The 18,115-nt window shown below is 52.5% G+C and carries 19 protein-coding genes; 13 read left to right on the plus strand and 6 right to left on the minus strand.

Annotation, left to right across the window (positions count from 1 at the left end; all coding sequences use genetic code 11):
• Positions 1 to 16 precede the first annotated feature (16 nt).
• Positions 17 to 532 (minus strand): DUF805 domain-containing protein, encoded by a 516-nt coding sequence (locus tag ACR0K1_RS09080; RefSeq protein ID WP_480850150.1) that lies wholly within the window; start codon positions 530 to 532, stop codon positions 17 to 19.
• A gap of 568 nt (positions 533 to 1,100) precedes the next feature.
• Between ACR0K1_RS09080 and ACR0K1_RS09085 the strand changes: the two genes are divergently transcribed.
• The 7 genes from ACR0K1_RS09085 to ACR0K1_RS09115 all read left to right on the plus strand — a co-directional run bounded on the left by ACR0K1_RS09085 (position 1,101) and on the right by ACR0K1_RS09115 (position 6,458).
• Entirely contained in the window at positions 1,101 to 1,400 is a 300-nt protein-coding gene (locus ACR0K1_RS09085; protein ID WP_170790054.1) for a hypothetical protein, read from the plus strand.
• 324 nt (positions 1,401 to 1,724) lie between these two features.
• Positions 1,725 to 2,063: a hypothetical protein gene (locus ACR0K1_RS09090; RefSeq protein ID WP_480850152.1), complete on the plus strand. Its 339-nt coding sequence runs from the start codon at positions 1,725 to 1,727 to the stop codon at positions 2,061 to 2,063.
• Between the two features lie 55 nt (positions 2,064 to 2,118).
• Positions 2,119 to 2,733: a hypothetical protein gene (locus ACR0K1_RS09095; RefSeq protein WP_171728198.1), complete on the plus strand. Its 615-nt coding sequence runs from the start codon at positions 2,119 to 2,121 to the stop codon at positions 2,731 to 2,733.
• Positions 2,734 to 3,135: 402 nt separating this feature from the next.
• Positions 3,136 to 3,309 carry a hypothetical protein gene (locus tag ACR0K1_RS09100; RefSeq protein WP_170493938.1) on the plus strand — a complete coding sequence of 58 codons (174 nt, stop codon included), beginning with the start codon at positions 3,136 to 3,138 and terminating at the stop codon, positions 3,307 to 3,309.
• Between the two features lie 120 nt (positions 3,310 to 3,429).
• Positions 3,430 to 4,074, plus strand: coding sequence for a protein-tyrosine phosphatase family protein (locus ACR0K1_RS09105; protein ID WP_480850153.1), 645 nt, complete (start codon positions 3,430 to 3,432; stop codon positions 4,072 to 4,074).
• Between the two features lie 19 nt (positions 4,075 to 4,093).
• Entirely contained in the window at positions 4,094 to 5,527 is a 1,434-nt protein-coding gene (locus tag ACR0K1_RS09110) for a hypothetical protein (protein WP_480850155.1), read from the plus strand.
• 19 nt (positions 5,528 to 5,546) lie between these two features.
• A complete protein-coding gene (locus tag ACR0K1_RS09115; RefSeq protein WP_480850157.1) occupies positions 5,547 to 6,458 on the plus strand; it encodes a metallophosphoesterase family protein in 912 nt (303 codons plus the stop codon).
• Here the strand turns inward: ACR0K1_RS09115 and ACR0K1_RS09120 are convergent, their stop codons facing one another.
• A complete protein-coding gene (locus ACR0K1_RS09120) occupies positions 6,459 to 7,217 on the minus strand; it encodes a DUF4956 domain-containing protein (RefSeq protein WP_480850159.1) in 759 nt (252 codons plus the stop codon).
• A gap of 182 nt (positions 7,218 to 7,399) precedes the next feature.
• On the opposite strand from ACR0K1_RS09120, the gene ACR0K1_RS09125 reads away from it, so the two are divergent.
• Together ACR0K1_RS09125 and ACR0K1_RS09130 are read left to right on the plus strand one after the other, a co-directional pair.
• Positions 7,400 to 8,332 carry an SdiA-regulated domain-containing protein gene (locus ACR0K1_RS09125; protein WP_170790473.1) on the plus strand — a complete coding sequence of 311 codons (933 nt, stop codon included), beginning with the start codon at positions 7,400 to 7,402 and terminating at the stop codon, positions 8,330 to 8,332.
• 219 nt (positions 8,333 to 8,551) lie between these two features.
• Positions 8,552 to 10,096 (plus strand): ShlB/FhaC/HecB family hemolysin secretion/activation protein, encoded by a 1,545-nt coding sequence (locus ACR0K1_RS09130; RefSeq protein WP_171712220.1) that lies wholly within the window; start codon positions 8,552 to 8,554, stop codon positions 10,094 to 10,096.
• Positions 10,097 to 11,542: 1,446 nt separating this feature from the next.
• Here ACR0K1_RS09130 and ACR0K1_RS09135 read toward each other — a convergent pair.
• Positions 11,543 to 12,250 carry an IS6 family transposase gene (locus ACR0K1_RS09135; protein WP_480850162.1) on the minus strand — a complete coding sequence of 236 codons (708 nt, stop codon included), beginning with the start codon at positions 12,248 to 12,250 and terminating at the stop codon, positions 11,543 to 11,545.
• A 76-nt stretch (positions 12,251 to 12,326) separates the two neighbouring features.
• Between ACR0K1_RS09135 and ACR0K1_RS09140 the strand changes: the two genes are divergently transcribed.
• On the plus strand, positions 12,327 to 12,821 hold the full coding sequence (locus ACR0K1_RS09140) for a DUF6714 family protein (protein ID WP_170517372.1): 495 nt from the start codon (positions 12,327 to 12,329) through the stop codon (positions 12,819 to 12,821).
• Between the two features lie 66 nt (positions 12,822 to 12,887).
• Positions 12,888 to 13,127 carry a hypothetical protein gene (locus ACR0K1_RS09145; protein ID WP_170736348.1) on the plus strand — a complete coding sequence of 80 codons (240 nt, stop codon included), beginning with the start codon at positions 12,888 to 12,890 and terminating at the stop codon, positions 13,125 to 13,127.
• An 83-nt stretch (positions 13,128 to 13,210) separates the two neighbouring features.
• On the opposite strand, the gene ACR0K1_RS09150 is transcribed toward ACR0K1_RS09145, so the two are convergent.
• Together ACR0K1_RS09150 and ACR0K1_RS09155 are read right to left on the minus strand one after the other, a co-directional pair.
• Positions 13,211 to 14,044, minus strand: coding sequence for an alpha/beta hydrolase family protein (locus ACR0K1_RS09150; RefSeq protein WP_170660740.1), 834 nt, complete (start codon positions 14,042 to 14,044; stop codon positions 13,211 to 13,213).
• Positions 14,045 to 14,372: 328 nt separating this feature from the next.
• Entirely contained in the window at positions 14,373 to 14,834 is a 462-nt protein-coding gene (locus tag ACR0K1_RS09155; RefSeq protein WP_170660739.1) for a hypothetical protein, read from the minus strand.
• A 319-nt stretch (positions 14,835 to 15,153) separates the two neighbouring features.
• Between ACR0K1_RS09155 and ACR0K1_RS09160 the strand changes: the two genes are divergently transcribed.
• Positions 15,154 to 16,065 carry a homocysteine S-methyltransferase family protein gene (locus ACR0K1_RS09160; protein ID WP_480561245.1) on the plus strand — a complete coding sequence of 304 codons (912 nt, stop codon included), beginning with the start codon at positions 15,154 to 15,156 and terminating at the stop codon, positions 16,063 to 16,065.
• A gap of 208 nt (positions 16,066 to 16,273) precedes the next feature.
• Here the strand turns inward: ACR0K1_RS09160 and ACR0K1_RS09165 are convergent, their stop codons facing one another.
• Positions 16,274 to 16,669, minus strand: a complete 396-nt coding sequence (locus ACR0K1_RS09165) for a hypothetical protein (RefSeq protein ID WP_170660738.1) — start codon at positions 16,667 to 16,669, stop codon at positions 16,274 to 16,276.
• A gap of 117 nt (positions 16,670 to 16,786) precedes the next feature.
• Between ACR0K1_RS09165 and ACR0K1_RS09170 the strand changes: the two genes are divergently transcribed.
• Complete coding sequence (locus tag ACR0K1_RS09170) at positions 16,787 to 18,070, plus strand: hypothetical protein (protein ID WP_480613230.1); 1,284 nt, start codon at positions 16,787 to 16,789, stop codon at positions 18,068 to 18,070.
• The last annotated feature ends 45 nt before the right edge of the window (positions 18,071 to 18,115 follow it).

Below are 18,115 nucleotides of genomic sequence, written 5' to 3' on the forward strand. Positions count from 1 at the left end.
TGCCTGCGCAACCAGGTCAGGAAACAGGTGCGCCGTATTCGTTTGCGCCTTCTTGAGAAGGTCGCGTCAGCCACCAGATCATCAGGATGGACAGAACCAATTGAAGAATTGAGACAACAACAATACCGGTCACGCCCAAAACTGCCGCGGGTCCTCGCAATGCATCGGGGTTTTCGGCCCCTTGCTCCAATGCCGAGAAGAACGCCACGCCACCCAGCATAACAAAAAGCGTTGTAGTGCTGAGCGCCATCGGCAGCAGCAAGTACCAGCCAGGTCGCCCTGTATCATGCAACCTCCGCCAACCGGCGGCCAGCATAGGGATGATAACGGCCAGTTGGAAAACAGAGGACAGAACTCGAGATCCTTGCCCTGTTTCTGGGTTGGTCCCGAATATGATCGCATCCACCACAGCTAAAGCAGAACTCACGAGAACCACAAACAAGAAGAACCACCAGTATTCTGAGCGCATAGCCCGACCGGAGAACTGGAAGTATTTCGAGAAACACGTTTTGACGGCTTCAACAAAACCCATTTTCAATCCTTTCTTGGTTTCTGCGCGACCTCAGAACGCCTCGCCGACCCAAAAGAACACATTCGCCCTCATGGGTGCTCCCACCTACCTTTTTGTTTGAGGGCAGACGCCTATCGTACGAGAGCGTAATGAAGTTTACGCGCGGAAAAAATGTTGATTTATTAAAAATTAGATTCAAACATGTGAATTTGACACAACTTTCATTTTACCTCCGTTGTGATCGCTGTCGCCCGACTTGTCGGGCCCTACCGGCCGCTGGAGTGAGTGCTGGCGGTCGGAAGGCACTTTACAATGATTGAGCGTTGGGAGGACGCGATGCTTATACTTAGTGTACTCGGCCTACCTCCAGAATTCGCTCGAGCTTCTGCCATTGTCGTCATTCAGCCTTCACACGTTGTCGGCGGTCTCGGTTGTCAAAGTAATATAGCTCCGCCCGCCACCCCCCGCGACAAGTTGTTGGGAAGGGAAGTTACAGGGCCGAAGTATGTTTCATAGCCTGCTCCGACGCGAGAACTTCAAACAAGCCATCCAATTTCACCAATTTCAACGGAACCAGAGGGAGAAGAAAATGTCTAAAAAGATGGTGATGATTGCGGGCGCAACTTGTTTCGCACTGCTTGCGGCCTGCGACGATACGAGTACATCCAGTGCGTCCGCCGAACTCACACCCGCTCAGCAGGCGTGTTTGCGAGATGTAGCCAGCACAACGAACAATTCGCAAGTCGTGGTGCTCTCATCCGCGTTTAGCGAGGCGGGGACACAGGTCACTGTAGGCGTTGGCGAGGATCGTGCTCCTTGGAATTGCATTGCTTACAGTGATGGCACGACAGCTGGTATCGAGTTCCTGGGCGACGAAGGCGCATTGTGACCAGTCTGCTGCGTAGCCGAAAACGGCTGCGTAGCACTGGCTTGATTTGCTGAGGCTCGACTTGGTTTGTAGAACCACTATCATTGTATTCGCGATCCTTTACCTGTTGGCGTTGATTGCATTCTTGACGGGCACATTTGGCTGGTTGGGACAGGAAAGAGACCCTTTGTCCGGGGTGTTCCTTCTGCCGTTGGGACTACCTTGGATACTTGTAGCGGACTCGATCTCAGAGTCGGCCAAACCGTGGTTCGCGGCGCTCGCACCGGTGCTCAACCTGTTAGCGCTGGTCTTGATTTGCAGATGGGCACATGGTTTGCGCCGGTAGTGAAAGCCGCGCTTATTCTCACCAAAAGGGAGGAAAACATGGGAAAAGTGATCTTGGGTATTGTGATCGGGCTCGTCCTCGGCGTGGTTGGGGCGATGACCTTAGGTGGCGGGGCCGCAGTGGGTGTCGGCGTTGCGACAGGCTTGTCCGCCGGTGTCTGCACCACATTGAAAGGAGCACAAGCAGAGAACCTGATCACCCCCGAGCAAGCGGATCAGATCCTCAATCGCGTAAATTCCGAGATGGCATCACTGCAAGGAATTGAAACGACAGACGAGGTCGTCGGCAGCGCACAGGCATGCGATGAGTTTCTATCAAAGTTGAGGGATGCAAAGTGAGGTTCCGCTTAGTACGGAACAAAACTGTAAGGACAAGCCAACAGGGAACCATCTGATGAAACTCGTTTTACTCAAACTCCTCACTCCCATGTTCGCAATCGCGGGCACTGCTGCTTTTGCAATGTCAGAAGCCGATGACGCGTGTATCGACCAATTACGGCAGGTTGGAGGACCAGACGGTCAATCAGGTACGATAGAAAGCTCAGAGTTCTCGGAAGCAGGTACGCTCGTCATGCTACGAGATGCAGGTGGAACACTTTGGCGCTGCATCGCGTACAAGGATGGAAGCATTGGAGAGATGTCGGTTGTCGAGGCGATGGATGATGGCGGTGGAGCCATTGCAGGCGTCGCCGGTTCTACCGGTAGCCAGCGTGTCAAATTCGATGTCGGTTCCACTGGCGCCGAACTTGTCGGCCAACTCGCGCCCGGAGCGTCGCAGCAATACCTTCTCGGTGCAAAGAACGAACAGTTCCTTTACGTCCGCGTTGCTCCGCGAAATGGCTCCTTGGACTACGTCATTCGTAACCCCGATGGTTCTGAACTGTTGGGATTGATGTCGGCGGACAAGGAGTATCGAGGACAGCTTTGGCAATCCGGTGATCATGTTGTGGAAGTTATCAATCGCAGCAACTCTTCCGTCGACTACAACGTAATTTTCGGAATTGAATAGGTGATCAATCAGAAACCCTGGAACGCAAGTCCAAAAAAGCGAGGGAAACACAGATGAATCCCAAGGTCCTATTGGTGATCGGCACGACGTGTATTACTGCGCTTGCAGCATGCGACGAGAGTGGCGGATCAGTGGATGCAAGTGCACCAACTGTGGGCAGCTCTAGCGATCTTTCGTCATTTGAAGGGGCAAGAGCGGGACAGGCTGAAATGGGCATCCAGAGTCTCGGATTTGAACTCATCCGAAGCGAAGGGCTCACCTCGTACTGGTTTAACACGGATACTGGTGCATGTGCTCGGATCACGACATCTGAGGGAAGGTACTCAGATGTAGCTATGCTGCCATCAGGTGACTGCTGACACATTTTTCATAAATCAAACATCTGCAAAAGGGAGCTTAAGATTGCATTTTGATCTGGCACATGCGGCGGTCATCGTTGTCGCTCTGATTGTCACAAACCTGGCATTGAAGTCGTCCGGCGTGATCAACGAAGAAAGCAAACACCAATGGAACTGGAAAGTTTTTCTGGCCTACTTCGTGGTCGTCTTTATCATCAATCTGGTGTGGCCGATTTAAAGCTTCAGGTCGGAAAGTCTATCCCGCACTTGATACGGCTGTTGAGAATGAGCCGCTCCAATAGATTACCAAGTAGGAAGAGTTTGAGCATAACAGGCTGAAAAATAGAAAGGAGCTGGCATGCGGTTTTTGACGTCCCTCATATTCATTGGTGCTCTGGCAACCGCGGCGAATTCTGACGTAACCAGTCGAAACGGTGGCCCAAGCAACAGTCAAATGCTTTCAAAGGGTGGCGACGGAGGTGTTGATGGCGTCGCTTTCTTTCGCCCAGTCTTAAGCGGAGTATTGTATCGCTCTGGTTTCAAAGGCGGCGACAAGGATCGAACGGGTCTGAGTAAAGTTCAACGCGAGACCCTTTGCGATGAAGGGTTTTCAACCGGGTTTTACGCAGACTTCGGCAAGAACACCGAATACGGCCGCACAAGTTGCGGAAACGGATCTTTCGACTATCAAAGCGCCAGATCCTCCCGACCCAGTGCTGTCATGGCGTCCATACACGAGGTGATTCAAAACCCTGGAAAGGGCCCTGTTCTGGTGCACTGCATGTGGGGCGTTCATTCCTCAGGTGCATTGTCGGCGATGGCGCTCGTTCAGTTTTGCGGTTGGACAGAAGAAAGGGCCAAGGAATATTGGAATGAGGCCCGAAACGGGGCCCCATGTTCAGGCGGGTGTGACCAGTGGATTGACTCAAAGTTCTCCAACTTCAGTGTCGACCCCAATTTGAAGATCTCTACCGAACAAAAGGCAGCGATTTGCCCCAAATGATATTGGGAGAACTATCCAAATGAAGTTCATTCTTCTGGGGTCACTTGCTTTCATTGCACCCACCGTCTTGTGGGCGAACGAGGATGTCCTCGGTGAAGCCACGACATTTGATAGTCCCAACGGCGTTACTGAACGCTGTATTCGGATCGAAAAAGTTTCAACGGGCGAGTATAAGAAAAGCGATCTTGAGGAAGAAACGGCCTATTGCGAGATCGATTTCTATGCCTCCGAAATTGCTATTTGCCCAAAAACCTGGAGTACCAGCCCAGGAATGGCCGTGTACGATATTTCGGAAGGACCCTACACAGGGAACCGTACTGAGTTCGAGAGAAACGCTTGCAAAGAGGGGAAGGCGGCGAAAGATCTGGCCAAGGACAGGGTGGCCAAATTCAAATCCACCATGAACCAAAAGGGCACCAGTGGAACCTTTTCCACCTCGTCGCTGCTTTACTATCATTTCTCCAGATATTTCGACACGACTGTAAAAGTTCCAGTCGCCGTTTGGCGTAGCATGGACGCCCAGGCGCACTTTTCCGAGGTCGCAGAGCCCGGCCTTGCGATTTCTGGCGGCTCTCATGGTGGGCGCATGAACCACGAAGGCTGGCGGGTCTTCGCGGCTGCGGATGCCGACCCGAACTCGTACCAGCCAACCGACGATCTGTTCACCGCAGATCGAACGCAAATATACGGTGCGCTGCTTGATAGCCCTGGGCATCGATACGGCTCGGAAATCAACGGCACCCGTAAATCTGGTTGGGGGAAAGGTCAGAACCGCGATTTTCAGGAAACTCCTGCTTTCTTGGCTTTGCGTTCTTCAAAACCCTTGCCAGAGGCCATTGTAGAGGGCGTTGGAGAAGGTCGAAGAGACCGGATGATCAACAAGGATCTCGGTCCCGATGTCAGCGACCAACAGATGGCATTTTGGATGCAAGAACTTACCGAGATTGTACTCCTCGATTTCATCTTTAGCCAGCAGGACCGCGTAGGAAACATAGACTTCACACCCTATTGGTATTGGGTCGAAGACGGAAAGCTGAAGCATAAGAAAGCCAAGCACCATGAGCCAAACGATGGAGACGTTCCCGACGACGCATTATTGATCCGTCGCAGCAATCTAAACGACAACGATGCTGGTGGGCGTGTCGAATACGCCAACTTCGCGAAATCTACTCAAATGCTGGAGAAAATTCGCCACTTCTCTCCAAGCACGTATCGGCGCTTGGTTGCATTGAATAGTGACCTTCAATCCCAAGGCCCAGTCTATGACTGGCTATCGCAAAGCTTTGGTTTGTCAGGCAGTCAGATTGCACAAGTTGTCAAAAATACTGCGCTGGCAACGTCCATTCTCCAGAGCAATTGCTCAAATGGCGATTTGATGTTCGACTTGGATCCTGTCGCATTCTTTTTGAGAAACGGCACCGAGGTAGAGGCTGTGGACTGTTATGTACCGTAGGTGTTCTGCTCTTATTGCGGTGTGTATTTGGACCGCTCTGCTCGCCTGCAAAGCGGCGGCATTGGATGTCATCGTCATATCGGATCTGAATGGAAGCTATGGTTCGGTAAGATACGATGCCCGCGTCGACAAGGCGATTGAGCGCATAATCGAGTTTGATCCAGATCTGGTTATTTCGACCGGAGATATGGTTGCGGGACAGCGCATTCCCAACTTGTCCGACAAACAGGTCAGGGATATGTGGAATGCGTTTCACGAGGTCGTATCAGATCCATTAGAGGCTGCCGGCATTCCATTTGCGGTCACACCTGGAAACCATGATGCCTCCGCCTACCGAGGGTTCGAGCGTGAAAGGAAAATATACGCAGAGGAATGGACGCCGAGAAAACCAGGCGTCGACTTCCTGGTTTCAGATGACTACCCGTTCTTCTACGCATTTGAGATGCAGGGCATTACGTTTGCGTCTTTGGATGCAACGACCCTAGGACCCCTATCCGGTGACCAGCAGGACCGGTTACAGGAATTGGGTGCAGACGGAGACCCGATTGTCACTTTCAGTCACCTCCCACTTTGGCCGTTCGCGATCCAGCGCGAACGCGAAATCATCGGTGACCCAACACTTGAAAAAATCTATCTGGAAAGCGGTGTTGTTCTGCATCTTTCAGGCCACCATCATGCCTTCTACCCCGGTTGGAAAGACGGTGTGGCTTATGTCTCTCAAGCTTGTTTGGGAGGTGGTCCGCGGCGGCTTATTGGCGATAGCGCCAGATCACCTCACAGCTTCACTCATGTTACGTTCCAGCCGAACGGAGAGTTTGAGATAGCCGTATATCGAGGCCCTGACTTCGAAAGGTCGGTAAACTTCAAGTCGCTCCCGAAAGAGATCAGATCCCCGAATGCGGTGTTGAAACGCTTAGACCTTGTGAAATGACTAGAGGTTGAGTTTCAGTTCGACTTTTTCAGGGACCAGATCATTTATCATCTCTTCGATCCGGGCTTCCGTCAGTCCACCCGAGGTGATGAAAAGCAATGAAACCCGAGATTTTCCGGGGACGTGGTGTTTTCTGACCAGCTTCCAGCCAGCCTCTGTGGCCATGGCTTCAATGGCTCCGGTGACTTTCAATGAGTGCTCTTCGTCCGAAGCTTTGAGCGAAATTTCCACACCCTTGTTTCGCCCTCCGAGCCAAATGAAACACCAACAAACAACCGCCACTAGTGTGGCCATCAGCGGCAAGCCCAAACCGACCGCAAGACCAAGAACAGTCACGATTATCATTTCGACAGTGTCCACCGGATCATCGAGATTGGAGCGGAACCTGAGCAACGCTCCGATACCAAAGATAACGAAACCGATCATTGACCCGTGCTGAACCACCAGGAAACCAACCGCCATGCCGATAAGCGCATACAGGAAGAAAAGCCTTGGCATAACTATGTCGCGGACGCTTCTACGGGCTTTACGTCTCACCGGATGATATACGATCAAGCCAGCCAGAATGATCGTGACGATCACATCGAGAGTAAAGAAATACAGTTCCTGTTTGCCACGAAACTGCGTCCACCGGCGTTCGATAACGATTTCCGACCCCGAAGCCCCGGCCAGCATCGTCGCAGGGTCGACTTGTGACACCGCAGCACCTGGCAACAGCAGCATCACCAACACGGTCACAAATGTGAGGGTCGTATTCAACTTGTCTTCCTCCCTGCTCACGCCAAAGGCTTACGCTTAACCAAAGGCACATCGTGCCCTATTCAATTCAATCGCAACAGGCGGGATCAGGTAAAGAGATTACAGTGCATTCTTCGGACATCGTATCCGGACTGTGATACGAACGCTGATACAGGGATGTAGTCCAAGCGCGAGAGAATCCAATGACAGAAAACAGAGTGTTTTCGTCAAAAGCTGAAATTTCACGGTGTTTCTGCAAACTTAGACGACTCGCTTTTACGGCCAGCTCGGTTGCGGCAGCCTTCTTGCCTTGGACCAATTTTGCCTACGCCGAAAGTGCTGGTTTGGTTCTGGTCGATAAATTCAAGGTGGCAGACAAATCAGAGGGATTTTCAGAGCCTTCCGGTTTGGCAATGTCTAACGCTGAAGGCTTCTTGTGGTCTGTAAGTGATGCCGAACCTAAACTGCACCTACTCAGAGTCGACGGGGTATTAGGAAACTCTTTCAAGTTGCCAGCATTGGCAGGATCAGATTTGGAGGGTGTTGCACCTCGAAAGGATGGGTCTGTTTTGGTGCTTCAGGAAACTGACCGATCAATTCTAGTCGTTCACCCAACCGAACCCATTCAATTGACAACAATACCTCTCACATCTCTTAAAGGTTACTCGGCCGCCGCTGAATTACTCGTTGGCAACCCATTAAACAAGGGACCCGAAGGTATCGCTGTTGACCCGGAATCGGGGCGGGTCTTCATTGGCATTGAAGGACAACCAAGGTTGTTAATGGTCGTATCACCAGCGCTAGACGAAATTGTTGAGATCATTCCTTTAGCCCGCGATGCAGGTTTTATCTCCGAGCGTGTAGATGATGATGAACTGGATTTGAGCGGCCTAGCATGGTCCCCGTCCTCACGTTCTCTTTGGATTGTAAGTGACAAAGGCCGTCAAATCTTCGTCTACAATCCAGAGTCCAAGTCCGTAAAGTCTATCAGTTTGACGTTCACAGAAGATGGCAAACAAAAGGAAGTTAAACATCCCGAAGGAATCGCTCTCGATGAGACCAAAGGGCTTCTCTATGTCCTAACAGACGATGCCAAGAAATCGCGGCTTTATGTTTTTGAGCAACCGGAATTGTGAGGACTGTCCTACTAGTTCTCTACTCTAACTTGTTGAAAAGCCGGTTTGTGTAATTCAGCGCCGTCGTATGTGCGGCGTAATAAGTAAATCTGCGTTCTGTTCACTGTGTTTCTTAAAAACATCACCCATCAATACATTCGAGTAGCGTCAGGTTCACACATGCGAACCACATAATAACATTGGACTTCAACATGCTCAGTCACTTTAAGGTTGTCAAAAATGCGCGTATTCAGATCAGTTGTTTTTGCGATCATTTGCACTCTTGTGGCCACTGCATCAGTTCCAAGAAGTAGCATTGCCCAAACCTGGGACATCGCATCCCAGCACTCGGTCAGCGGCGTAACGGTGTATGATGCGGATGAGCTGTTAACTTTTGCCGGTCAGTTGGCCTTTGATCGATCAGGGCGCATTACAGCGGTGGAGGTCGCATCAACGATCACTCAGATCTACCGAGAAGACGGCTACTTCTTGGCTGAGGCGTGGCCTGGTCCCGATGGGCAGAGCATAGTTGTTGATGAAGGGCGCATTCAAACCATCGAAATTGAAGGCGTAGATACTCGCACGTTCAAAACACTAGAGAAGATTTTTCAGCCCCTCACCACCGCATATCCAATAACTCTCAAACGATTTGAGCGGGCGGTTATGCTAGCCGAGGACATACCCGATTTGGACGTGTCGACCGAACTTGATTACCCGGATCAGGCTGGTGCTCGGCTGAGGGTATTGGGAGAACCTCTGCGCAAACAAGCCGGTAGTGCGACACTCGACAACCCTCCGCGTGAGCTTGGAGAAGCGCTCAGCTTCTATGTCGTACAAGAGTTTTATTCAACGCTGACCGTCGGGGATTTGCTGCGATTTGAGGGATCAGGCAATTACAATTGGGACAAAGACGATGAACACTCTTTATGGGGCGCTCTTACGTATCGCACGCCGCTGAACAGCAATGGTCTGTACGGTGAGATCTTCTACGGGAACATAAACGCAAAACGTGACCTCTCGGGGGACTTTGCGAGAACAGATATTGACGGCGAGAACTTCACAGTCGCGATGGGTTACCCCGTGATCCGCGATGTGGCCCGTTATGGGTATCTTCTGTTGGACTATCGCCTTTCAAAAGCGGACTCAGTCAGTGGTGGCGTTCCACTATCCAGTGACGCGAGTGTCGTTGGCCTTACATATCTTTACGGGCAAAACTATCCAAAGGGACAAGCTCTGGAAGCGGGGCTAACCTTATCTTTTGGTGACAATGACAACGACACGACAGACGCGAATTTTGACGACGGGGACTCTTCGTTCTGGCATCTACGAGGCGGCGTCGGATACGAAAGCCCGCTAACGGGCTTGTCTCCCAACACAGCTTGGCGAACCGAGATCTGGGGGCAGTACACAACAGACCGGCTGCCCTCGGTCGAAGAGTACTTCCTTGGTGATCGTTATGCTTTGCGCGGATATCGTTTTGACGAAGTGGATGGCGATTCCGGGATTTCCGCGATTTTCGAAGTGTCTCATTCCTACTTCCCCAGTTCCCAGAGCATACATCGCTTAACGCCCTTTGCCTTTTTCGACGTGGGTTACATCTCGAACAATGACCCTGCGAGTTTCGAAGTTGATAATGCTACACTGGCGTCGACAGGTCTGGGTTTGGACATTGAGTTTAAGAAAAATCTATTTCTGTCCGGATATGTCGGTGTCCCTTTGAGAGACGGCCCTTTGACCGACTCTGGCGATCCTGGCGCGTATCTTGCTCTGACAACAAGTTGGTGAGAATGTTATGAAACTGAACCGAATTGCTGTACTTACCGCAACTTGTCTAATTACAGAACTGGCCGTTACTCAGGTCTTTGCCCGCGGAAATCACTACGGGTGGTGCCGAGGTGTAGGGAACCCACACCAGTCGAGCCAAGGGTGCGGGCAGGCTGGTGGGCAAGGGGCAGGTAATCAAGTTACTGGCCCAACTCAGCCGGTGGCAAATCAGTTGCCGCCTAAGGGAACGCAGCAAACGCCCACGTCCGTTACTGTTCCAGTCCTTGCGCCGGGCGCGGTCCCGAACGCAATTCCCGGTCAGGTTCCTATTGCGACACCGATAGCGGTTCCTGGTCAGGTTCCCACGCCGGTAGTAGCGCCAACTCTAGCTCCGCCTTTGGCACCAAACGCGACACCAAACCGGGTTCCGACAGCCGTTCCCAATCAGGTTCCACCATTGGTCGCCGGTCCTACCGCGGTGCCGTCGCAAGTTCCGACTGCAACTCCCAATCAAGTTCCGGTCGCTACCCCTGGCCAGGTTCCGCCTCAACCCACCGGCCCAACAGCGGTGCCGCCACTTGTGCCCACCGCAACACCAAACCAAATACCAGTCGCAGTTCCTGGTCAGGTCCCACCTCAGCCCACTGGACAAACTGCTGTGCCACCGCTCGTCCCAACTGCAACACCAAACCAGATTCCGGTCGCAGTGCCCGGCCGTGTTCCGCAACCCAGCGGTACTACGGCGACACCACCGCTTGTCCCAACCGCAACCCCCAATCAGGTTCCCACGGCGGTTCCTGGCCAGGTTCCACAGTTGACACCAAAACCGACGGCAACTCACGTGGCAGTCCCAGGGCATCCGAAGCCACAAGGCGTCGTGACAATCATGCGCCCTAAGCCGAGGCCGACAACCGGTACTGTCCAGCAACCTGGCACAACACAAGTGACCCACCATCTAACGCACCAAAGCAATGCGAAGAAACACGATCACGTCGCAGCAACACCTGGACGACATGACCCGCACGACCTACCGAGATTCCGCAACGCGGCGGCCAAGGAAGACTGGGAATGCGTTGCCAGCGGATTTGGACAGCGCCGTTATGATGCTGGGCGAGGCGTGTTGCTGAACAACGGAGCGTTACGGCACCTGGGAAACGTGGACGCAATGGCACGGGATGTGCCTGCAAGGCATCCAAAACATTCTGGATGCATTATTTCGGTCAAACGAAAGCAGCGCTGAAGCTCGCATGGTAGGTTTTGCTCGGACAATGAGATTAGTCGACCAATAGTTCGTCAATTGTCATCTGGATAATTGGATTTCGTATTGCCCATATTCCCTGGCGTTTACGTTGGCTGACGTAGCCCAAAAATGCTCTGTACCTAAATTTGCCTCAATTAGGACAACAATCTAAAGGGTGCTGTCAGACGAATTCGAACCAGTCTCAGTTTGCCGCGGAAACCGTGAACCTATCCGGAACAAAGTTGACGCCACTCGGTAAGAGCGGCGCTGCGGGTCAACTTGAAGGTGTCTCGGCTGGTGAGCGATCGTTCCTGATTGAAGTGATTGTAGACGGAGGAATGAACGGAGGCGAATTTCTGTAAACTTCGCATGCGCCTGAAACGCTGCATCGCGCGTTCGCGTCGTCGAAACGGCAGGTGCGAGTTCTCGACGCGGTTGTTGAGCCACCTGCCCGTCCTTTGTTTTTCGAGCGCACCCAGTTCTCTGAGCGCGGCTCTGTATGAGGCAAAGCGATCCGTGACGACGGTTTCCGCTTTGCCGTGTCGCTTCATTAACTTCTTGAGGAATTTCAGTGCTGCAGCTTTGTTTCGGCGTTTGGTGACAACGGCTTCCAGCACCTCGCCTTCGTGATCAACAGCCCGCCAAAGATAATGCCGCTTGCCATTTACCTTCACGAAAACTTCGTCCACGTGCCACTTCCATTTGGAGAACGCGCGCAGTTGCTGAACACGCTTCCGTCTGATCTCAGCAGCAAACATCGGCCCGAACCTGTTCCACCAATATCGGACAGTTTCGTGGCTCACGTCGATGCCTCGCTCGTGCAACAGATCTTCGACATTCCGAAGCGAAAGTGGGAAACGGATGTATAACATCACCGCAAGGCGGATGATCTCGGGGCTGGTTTTAAAGTATTTGAAGGAGGCAGGTTTGGTCATGGGCAAAAGCTACGAAAGCCCCCTGCCCCACTCAACCCAAGTTCTTCTGACAAGACCGCCAGTTTAATATGTCACCATGCCAAAGGTAACGACAACAACGGAAGCTCTTGCAACCCGGATCACTGCTGCATTTGACGGCCTTGATCCACCTGCTGATGATGAACTTCTTCACCCCGAAAGTATGGATGACGTGGATATTCTTGAATTCTATGGAGGGGTCAAATGGCATGAGATGACCGATCAAATGATCGTATACGGGTACGCAGCCCCCACTGCCTTCAGCGCCAAGGCCTTTCAGTATTATTTGCCCGCGTATCTGCTTTGGACTCTGCGAAATTCAGACAGTCCGGAATATGCCAGTGAAAGCATCCTACTTGCACTCGACCCCGGCACATCGAAAGAACTGCTGCATGAGTTCAGGAAGTCCAAGTTCAACCAATTGACGCCTGCACAGAACGAGGCCGTGTTGAGGTTTCTGTACTATTTTAGCGACCATCCTGATCTCGGTGAGTTAGCGGAAACTGCATTGGTCAACTACTGGATTGACCAAGGCGTGCGGTCACCGGGTTGATTATTTCTACCTATCTGATGTGGCTCTTCGCAGCGCTTTTTTGTCCTAACCGGTTTACTGCTGTCAGTGACTGAGAATGAGCAATGGCAACGGCTATGGGGCGGTTCCAGTGCGCTGTCACTTGGCCTTTTTGCAATATCCATGGCAGCGGGTGGTTTACTCAGAGGCCAGATAAGAATTCATTTTTCGATTATCCGCCGCTCCAGCCAGCCGCGTTTGTTCTTCAGCGCTATCGCATTGGTGTCCGCCGCCTGCGCCGGTGTCATCATTGCTGCTATCTGGGCAATTTCCTTTAAGGGTAAGTGAAGTTCACCCGACACGGTGTGCCTCGGAGCAAATGGGCTAGTTTTGGCTGAGCGATCACCCGACCGCTGTGATTTCGTGGTTCGTCAGTTTTCCAGGCTTTCGAACCAGTCGAGCGCCATCGTTCCCCATTCCTTTGGATAGCCGTGCCCACCGTCGTGTAAAAAGAGTTCAAGACTACCGTGTTCGCATTCCCACCGTTTGCGCCAAAGATTGGCCGTCACTTCGTTTTCTGTCGCGTTGTGTTGGCATTCGTTTCTTCGCCGCCATAACGAAAGACCCTCCCAGACATCGGCCTGGGTAATGGTGATATCGAACTCTTCATTGTGTATTGATCTGCCCTCAAGCGGCACAACCTTGTCAGTGAAACCGTGCGTATGAAGCATATGTACCGGGTCAAGACACTCCTGGGTCATGGGAAGCCAGAAGCCACCGGACGCAGGAGCATAGCCACGCGCCAGGTCAGGCGCGAGGCACGCAACTTCCCACACCATGGAACCACCTCGTGAGAACCCTGTCAGCAGCACCTGGTCCGGGTCTACGTCTGCACGGATCACGAGATCCGCCAGCACGTCACGGAGAAACCTGACATCAGAGCGGGGATAGGTAATCCACCCATCCCTAACCGACCAGTCAGCAGGTTTTCCTTCCAGCCATGGCAATGCGGTCGGTGCCACAAACGCATAACCCCGCGCAGTGAATGTTTCGACGAACTGCTTGTTTTTAAGTACCTTTGCTCCGGACCCGCCATAACCATGCAAGTGCATCACGACCGGCCCGCCCCGCCATTCATCTGGCAGGGCGATGTGGTATTCACCGGTGTCTATTTTGCAGGGATTGGATACATCTCCACAATCAAGCGCAAAGGCCTGCCCCGAAATCAGAAACATGGACAATGCGATTGTTACCTTTTCGAGCATATCTGGATCCCTCCCGATGTCTGACCGTACCATATTACGGAAAGGGCTTTTTTGAGACGGCGGTGGTGCAGAATTCCACTTTGCTGAGCAGCCTCACCTGACTGATCCAAAATGATCGTTAGTGCATCAGCGGCTTTTGCTCCATGGGTATGATGGTTTGAGGTGCTGGCGGACGATACACGAACTCACATTTCGTGGGACTAAGCGGACGTACGCCGCACTAATGCAAGTTATCCCGGAAGGATTGAGGCCAAGCCGCAAAAGCCACTTAAGACCGAATTAGTTCGAGACCAATCGAAACTGGACAGATACTAGATCCGCTGCCGTCTTAGTCCGGGATTTCCACGGTTCCGACAATATGAGTTCGCCTCAGGGGCAGCGCTTGGTATGCTGAGGCGATATCTGTTGTCGCTATGCCGCTGCCAGTCATTCCTTCGTAGCGCCCCGTCCCGGTGACGATTTCCCAAGTGTTTGCCTCGCCTTTTTCCCCGGCCTTCCATCGCATGATAAAAGTGTCATCACCTTCACCGAAAACGCATATTCCATTGATTGAGTTGGTGCCGTCTTCAAATCCAAATCCAGAACCCAAACATCTGGCAGGCCCATCATCCATTGGACCCTCAATTACTTCGAAACCACCCCGATTGTCTGTTAGGTGAAAAATGTGATCCCCAAGGTCAAAGTTCTCTTGATTTAGAGGGTAGACATTGTTGATTTCGATGCGTTGCTCGTCAGCACTGGCGGGAACACCGAGTGTCGCCAAAAGCAGGCTAATCCGTAGGACTCTCATCTGGTCCTCCAAAGATTGCCACTCATCTTAAGGGCCTTCAAAGCATTTACAATCAGCAATAACTCTGCGGACCCACCACTAATGGTGTACGGGGTTACGCGGTTCCAGCCAATTGATGGCGGACCAAATCGGGCATCGGCAAGGGCTTGATGACGCTGCGGTGCAGCCCGCAGAAAAAGAATTTCGCTGCGGTTGCCAGTTGCCCGGCCAGATGAGGTCATGCTCAGGGAAGACACCCTGTCGTCGCCCTAAGGTTCACAGGAGACCCAAGACAATGTAGATTTCTATGAAGATTTGACAGCAATAGGCGTGGATCAGAATGGCGCGACAGTTCCCACTCGAAGGTGACAAGACCTTTCTGGTTTATGCCGGCACTGGCACAGACCTGATATTTAATCATGGGGTTGAGCTACCCGGTTTCGCGTCGTTTCCATTGCTGGAAGAACCTGACACCAGGGCAATACTGGCTGGTCAAATGCAGGCACTTGTCGATCTCGCCGGTGAAATGAGTGTCGGATGCATCCTTGATGCGCCCACATGGATGGCGAACGCCGACCGGGCAGCGCCTTTGGGGTACGATGCAGAACGGCTCGTTGAGGTGAACAAAGACGCGGTCAGTCTAATGGAAGACGTGCGCCAAGCTTCCGCTCGCAATGATATACTGGTGTCGGCCTGTATCGGCCCGCGCTATGATCCTTACGCCGACATCCCTCCGGTGACGGTCGAAGATGCACGCCAATACCACGCCGCACAAATGCACAGCCTGAAAGACACAAGCGTCGACCTGGTCACCGCTTATACGTTCAACCGTTCAAGTGAGGCTGCGGGATGCATCCTCGCCGCCGGAGACGCAGATCTGCCGATCATCATGTCTCTGGTTGTCGAAACGGACGGGTGTCTGGCGGACGGGACCAAACTTGTGGACGGAATTGATCAGATCGACGAGGCAACCGACTCGGCGGCGCTGTTTTTTATGGTCAACTGCGCTCATCCGACCCATTTCGCCGGAGCGCTTGGCAACCACCCCCGGCTGAGAGGCATGGTGGCGAACGCTTCGAGTTGCTCGCATGCGGAACTTGACGAAGCAGATGAGCTGGACGAAGGCGATCCAATTGAACTTGGTAAGCAGATTGCCGCGATTGCGAGGCAGAATCCGTCGATCCAAGTATTTGGAGGATGCTGCGGTACCGACATGCGCCATCTGAAGTCGATTGTCAGCGAATTGGCGTAGCCAACTTGGTACAATCTGAGCGATAGCACTGATATTTAAGGTGATACCGTGATTTTTTCCACAACTTGTTAGGAGACGGCCCAAAGCGGTCACTCAGCTGAGCACCTGGATACTGCGACCGCAGCCCTCTTTCCTGCCGTTCGCTGCGCGAGCGAAATTTGCAATTAACCAGATTTACGTCGAACAGGATACAATGAATCAACGAATTTTATTTGCTGGAGGCCGTGGACCATATCTTGGCTGAAATCCTGGATGGCAGGAGGTCCCTGAAGGAATGCCCTGGTCGCCACTCCACTTCGTGTATTTCATGAATGGTTTGGATATCCTCAACGGTCAGACGATCAAGCAGATTTACACCGGTAGAAGACTGGATCGCTTTCAGCACCGGTGCTTTGTGCGCAGGCGATTGCGCAACGACGTTGCCCAACTCGTCGTGATGCGCATCCATTGTGGGTTCGTAGAATTCATCTTCGATCATACCGCCAAACAAGCAGCTCGCGCCCTCGTGACGGTATGCACCAACGCCAAACTTTGGATTGAAAGCTTTTTTGTCCTGCGCTTCGAGGCGGGCAATGGCGGTGTCAAACAGGTCTGCAACACTCATGTTGGTTGATCCTCCTTCCATTGGGTAAGTTCGCAAAAACTACGTGTATGATGATATCAAGATCGGCAATGCAAGCCAGCGGGTCGAGGCACAATCTATGGCAAAAAGTTCAGCGCGATGAGTGGCTCAGACAAGCCAGCGGGTTCAACGGGGAAAAAGAACCGCGCGTACCTACTTTGGGGTGGCATTGCGGATTCCTTGTCCGATATTCTCGCCAGCCCGAGCATTGTGCTTCCATTTTTGTATCTGGCGCTTGGGGCTCCCCAATTTCTCGCGGGGCTGCTTCTTCCATGTGTAAAGGGTGCTCGTATTGTTGCTGAAGCCGTGATGTCTCCGTATGTGCGCGTGGGGGAACGCTCCAAAAAGGCGATGATCCTTCCCAACCTTGTCATTGCTTTGGTCCTAGTCGTTTTGGCGTTGTCGGGTGCGGCACTTCCCAATGGGGTCGTCATGGTGCTGTTTGTGCTGGTCGCCTTGGTAGTTGGCTGTTGCTACGGAATCTGGGCCTTGGGCAGTAACCACATCTACGGGTCGGAACTCGAAGACGAAGAACGAGGGCAGATCATCTTCACGCAACTGGCACTAAGTTGCATCATAGCGATAGTCCTCGTTTGGGCCACACGAGCGCTGATGACAGGAGAAACTCCGTTCGAGCGACATCGTGTTTTGCTTTGGTTGGGTGTGCTGGCACTTTTGGTTTCGTGCTTTTGCATGTTTCGACTTGTACTAACGAAATCGCCCGAAGAGGTTAGCAATCCGGAGGCTTCCGAGGAGAAAGAGACCTTTTTCAATCAGGTTTCGCGGGGTTGGTCCCTGGCGCTCCAATTTGCCTGGTTCCGCCGCTTCCTCGTCGCGCGACTTTTCTTTTTGTCAGTCGAACTGGCGACGCCATTCTACACAATTCATGCGGCTACATTTCACCTGTCTACTCCGCACATCCTGAGTATCTTCGTTACGGCAACAAGTGCTGGACGCGCACTTGGCGCGATCTTGTGGCGCCGGGTTGTTCGCAAGTCGATCCGCTACACAATCGCTGGCGCGTCTATGATCGCTTGCCTTTCGGCGCTTATGGCGATTGGATTCGACCTGTTCGGCCTGGCCAGCAACCCCTGGGTTTATGCCACAACGATCTTTTTTCTGTCCTTTGGAATCGGTGGGGAAACTGAAGGACGGTATTTGTATCTGCTTTCGATGTCCTCTGACACTAATCGCCCATATATGGTCGCGCTCGCAGACGCGGTGGCAGGTATAGGCGGGATCATTTTCGCTGCGGTGCTTGGACTGGTGGCGCAAATCCAAAGCGTCCTGTTTCCATTGATCGTTCTGGCCGGGCTTAATGCTATTTCTGTCTATCTTGCCCTGTCGCTGACCGAGAAACCGGAAAAAACGCCCTCAGGGTAATTCGTCCGTGCTGAGAGTTGAAATCTGTCGTCAGCTAAAGACAGG

The organism is Ruegeria sp. F5, from assembly GCF_056533845.1.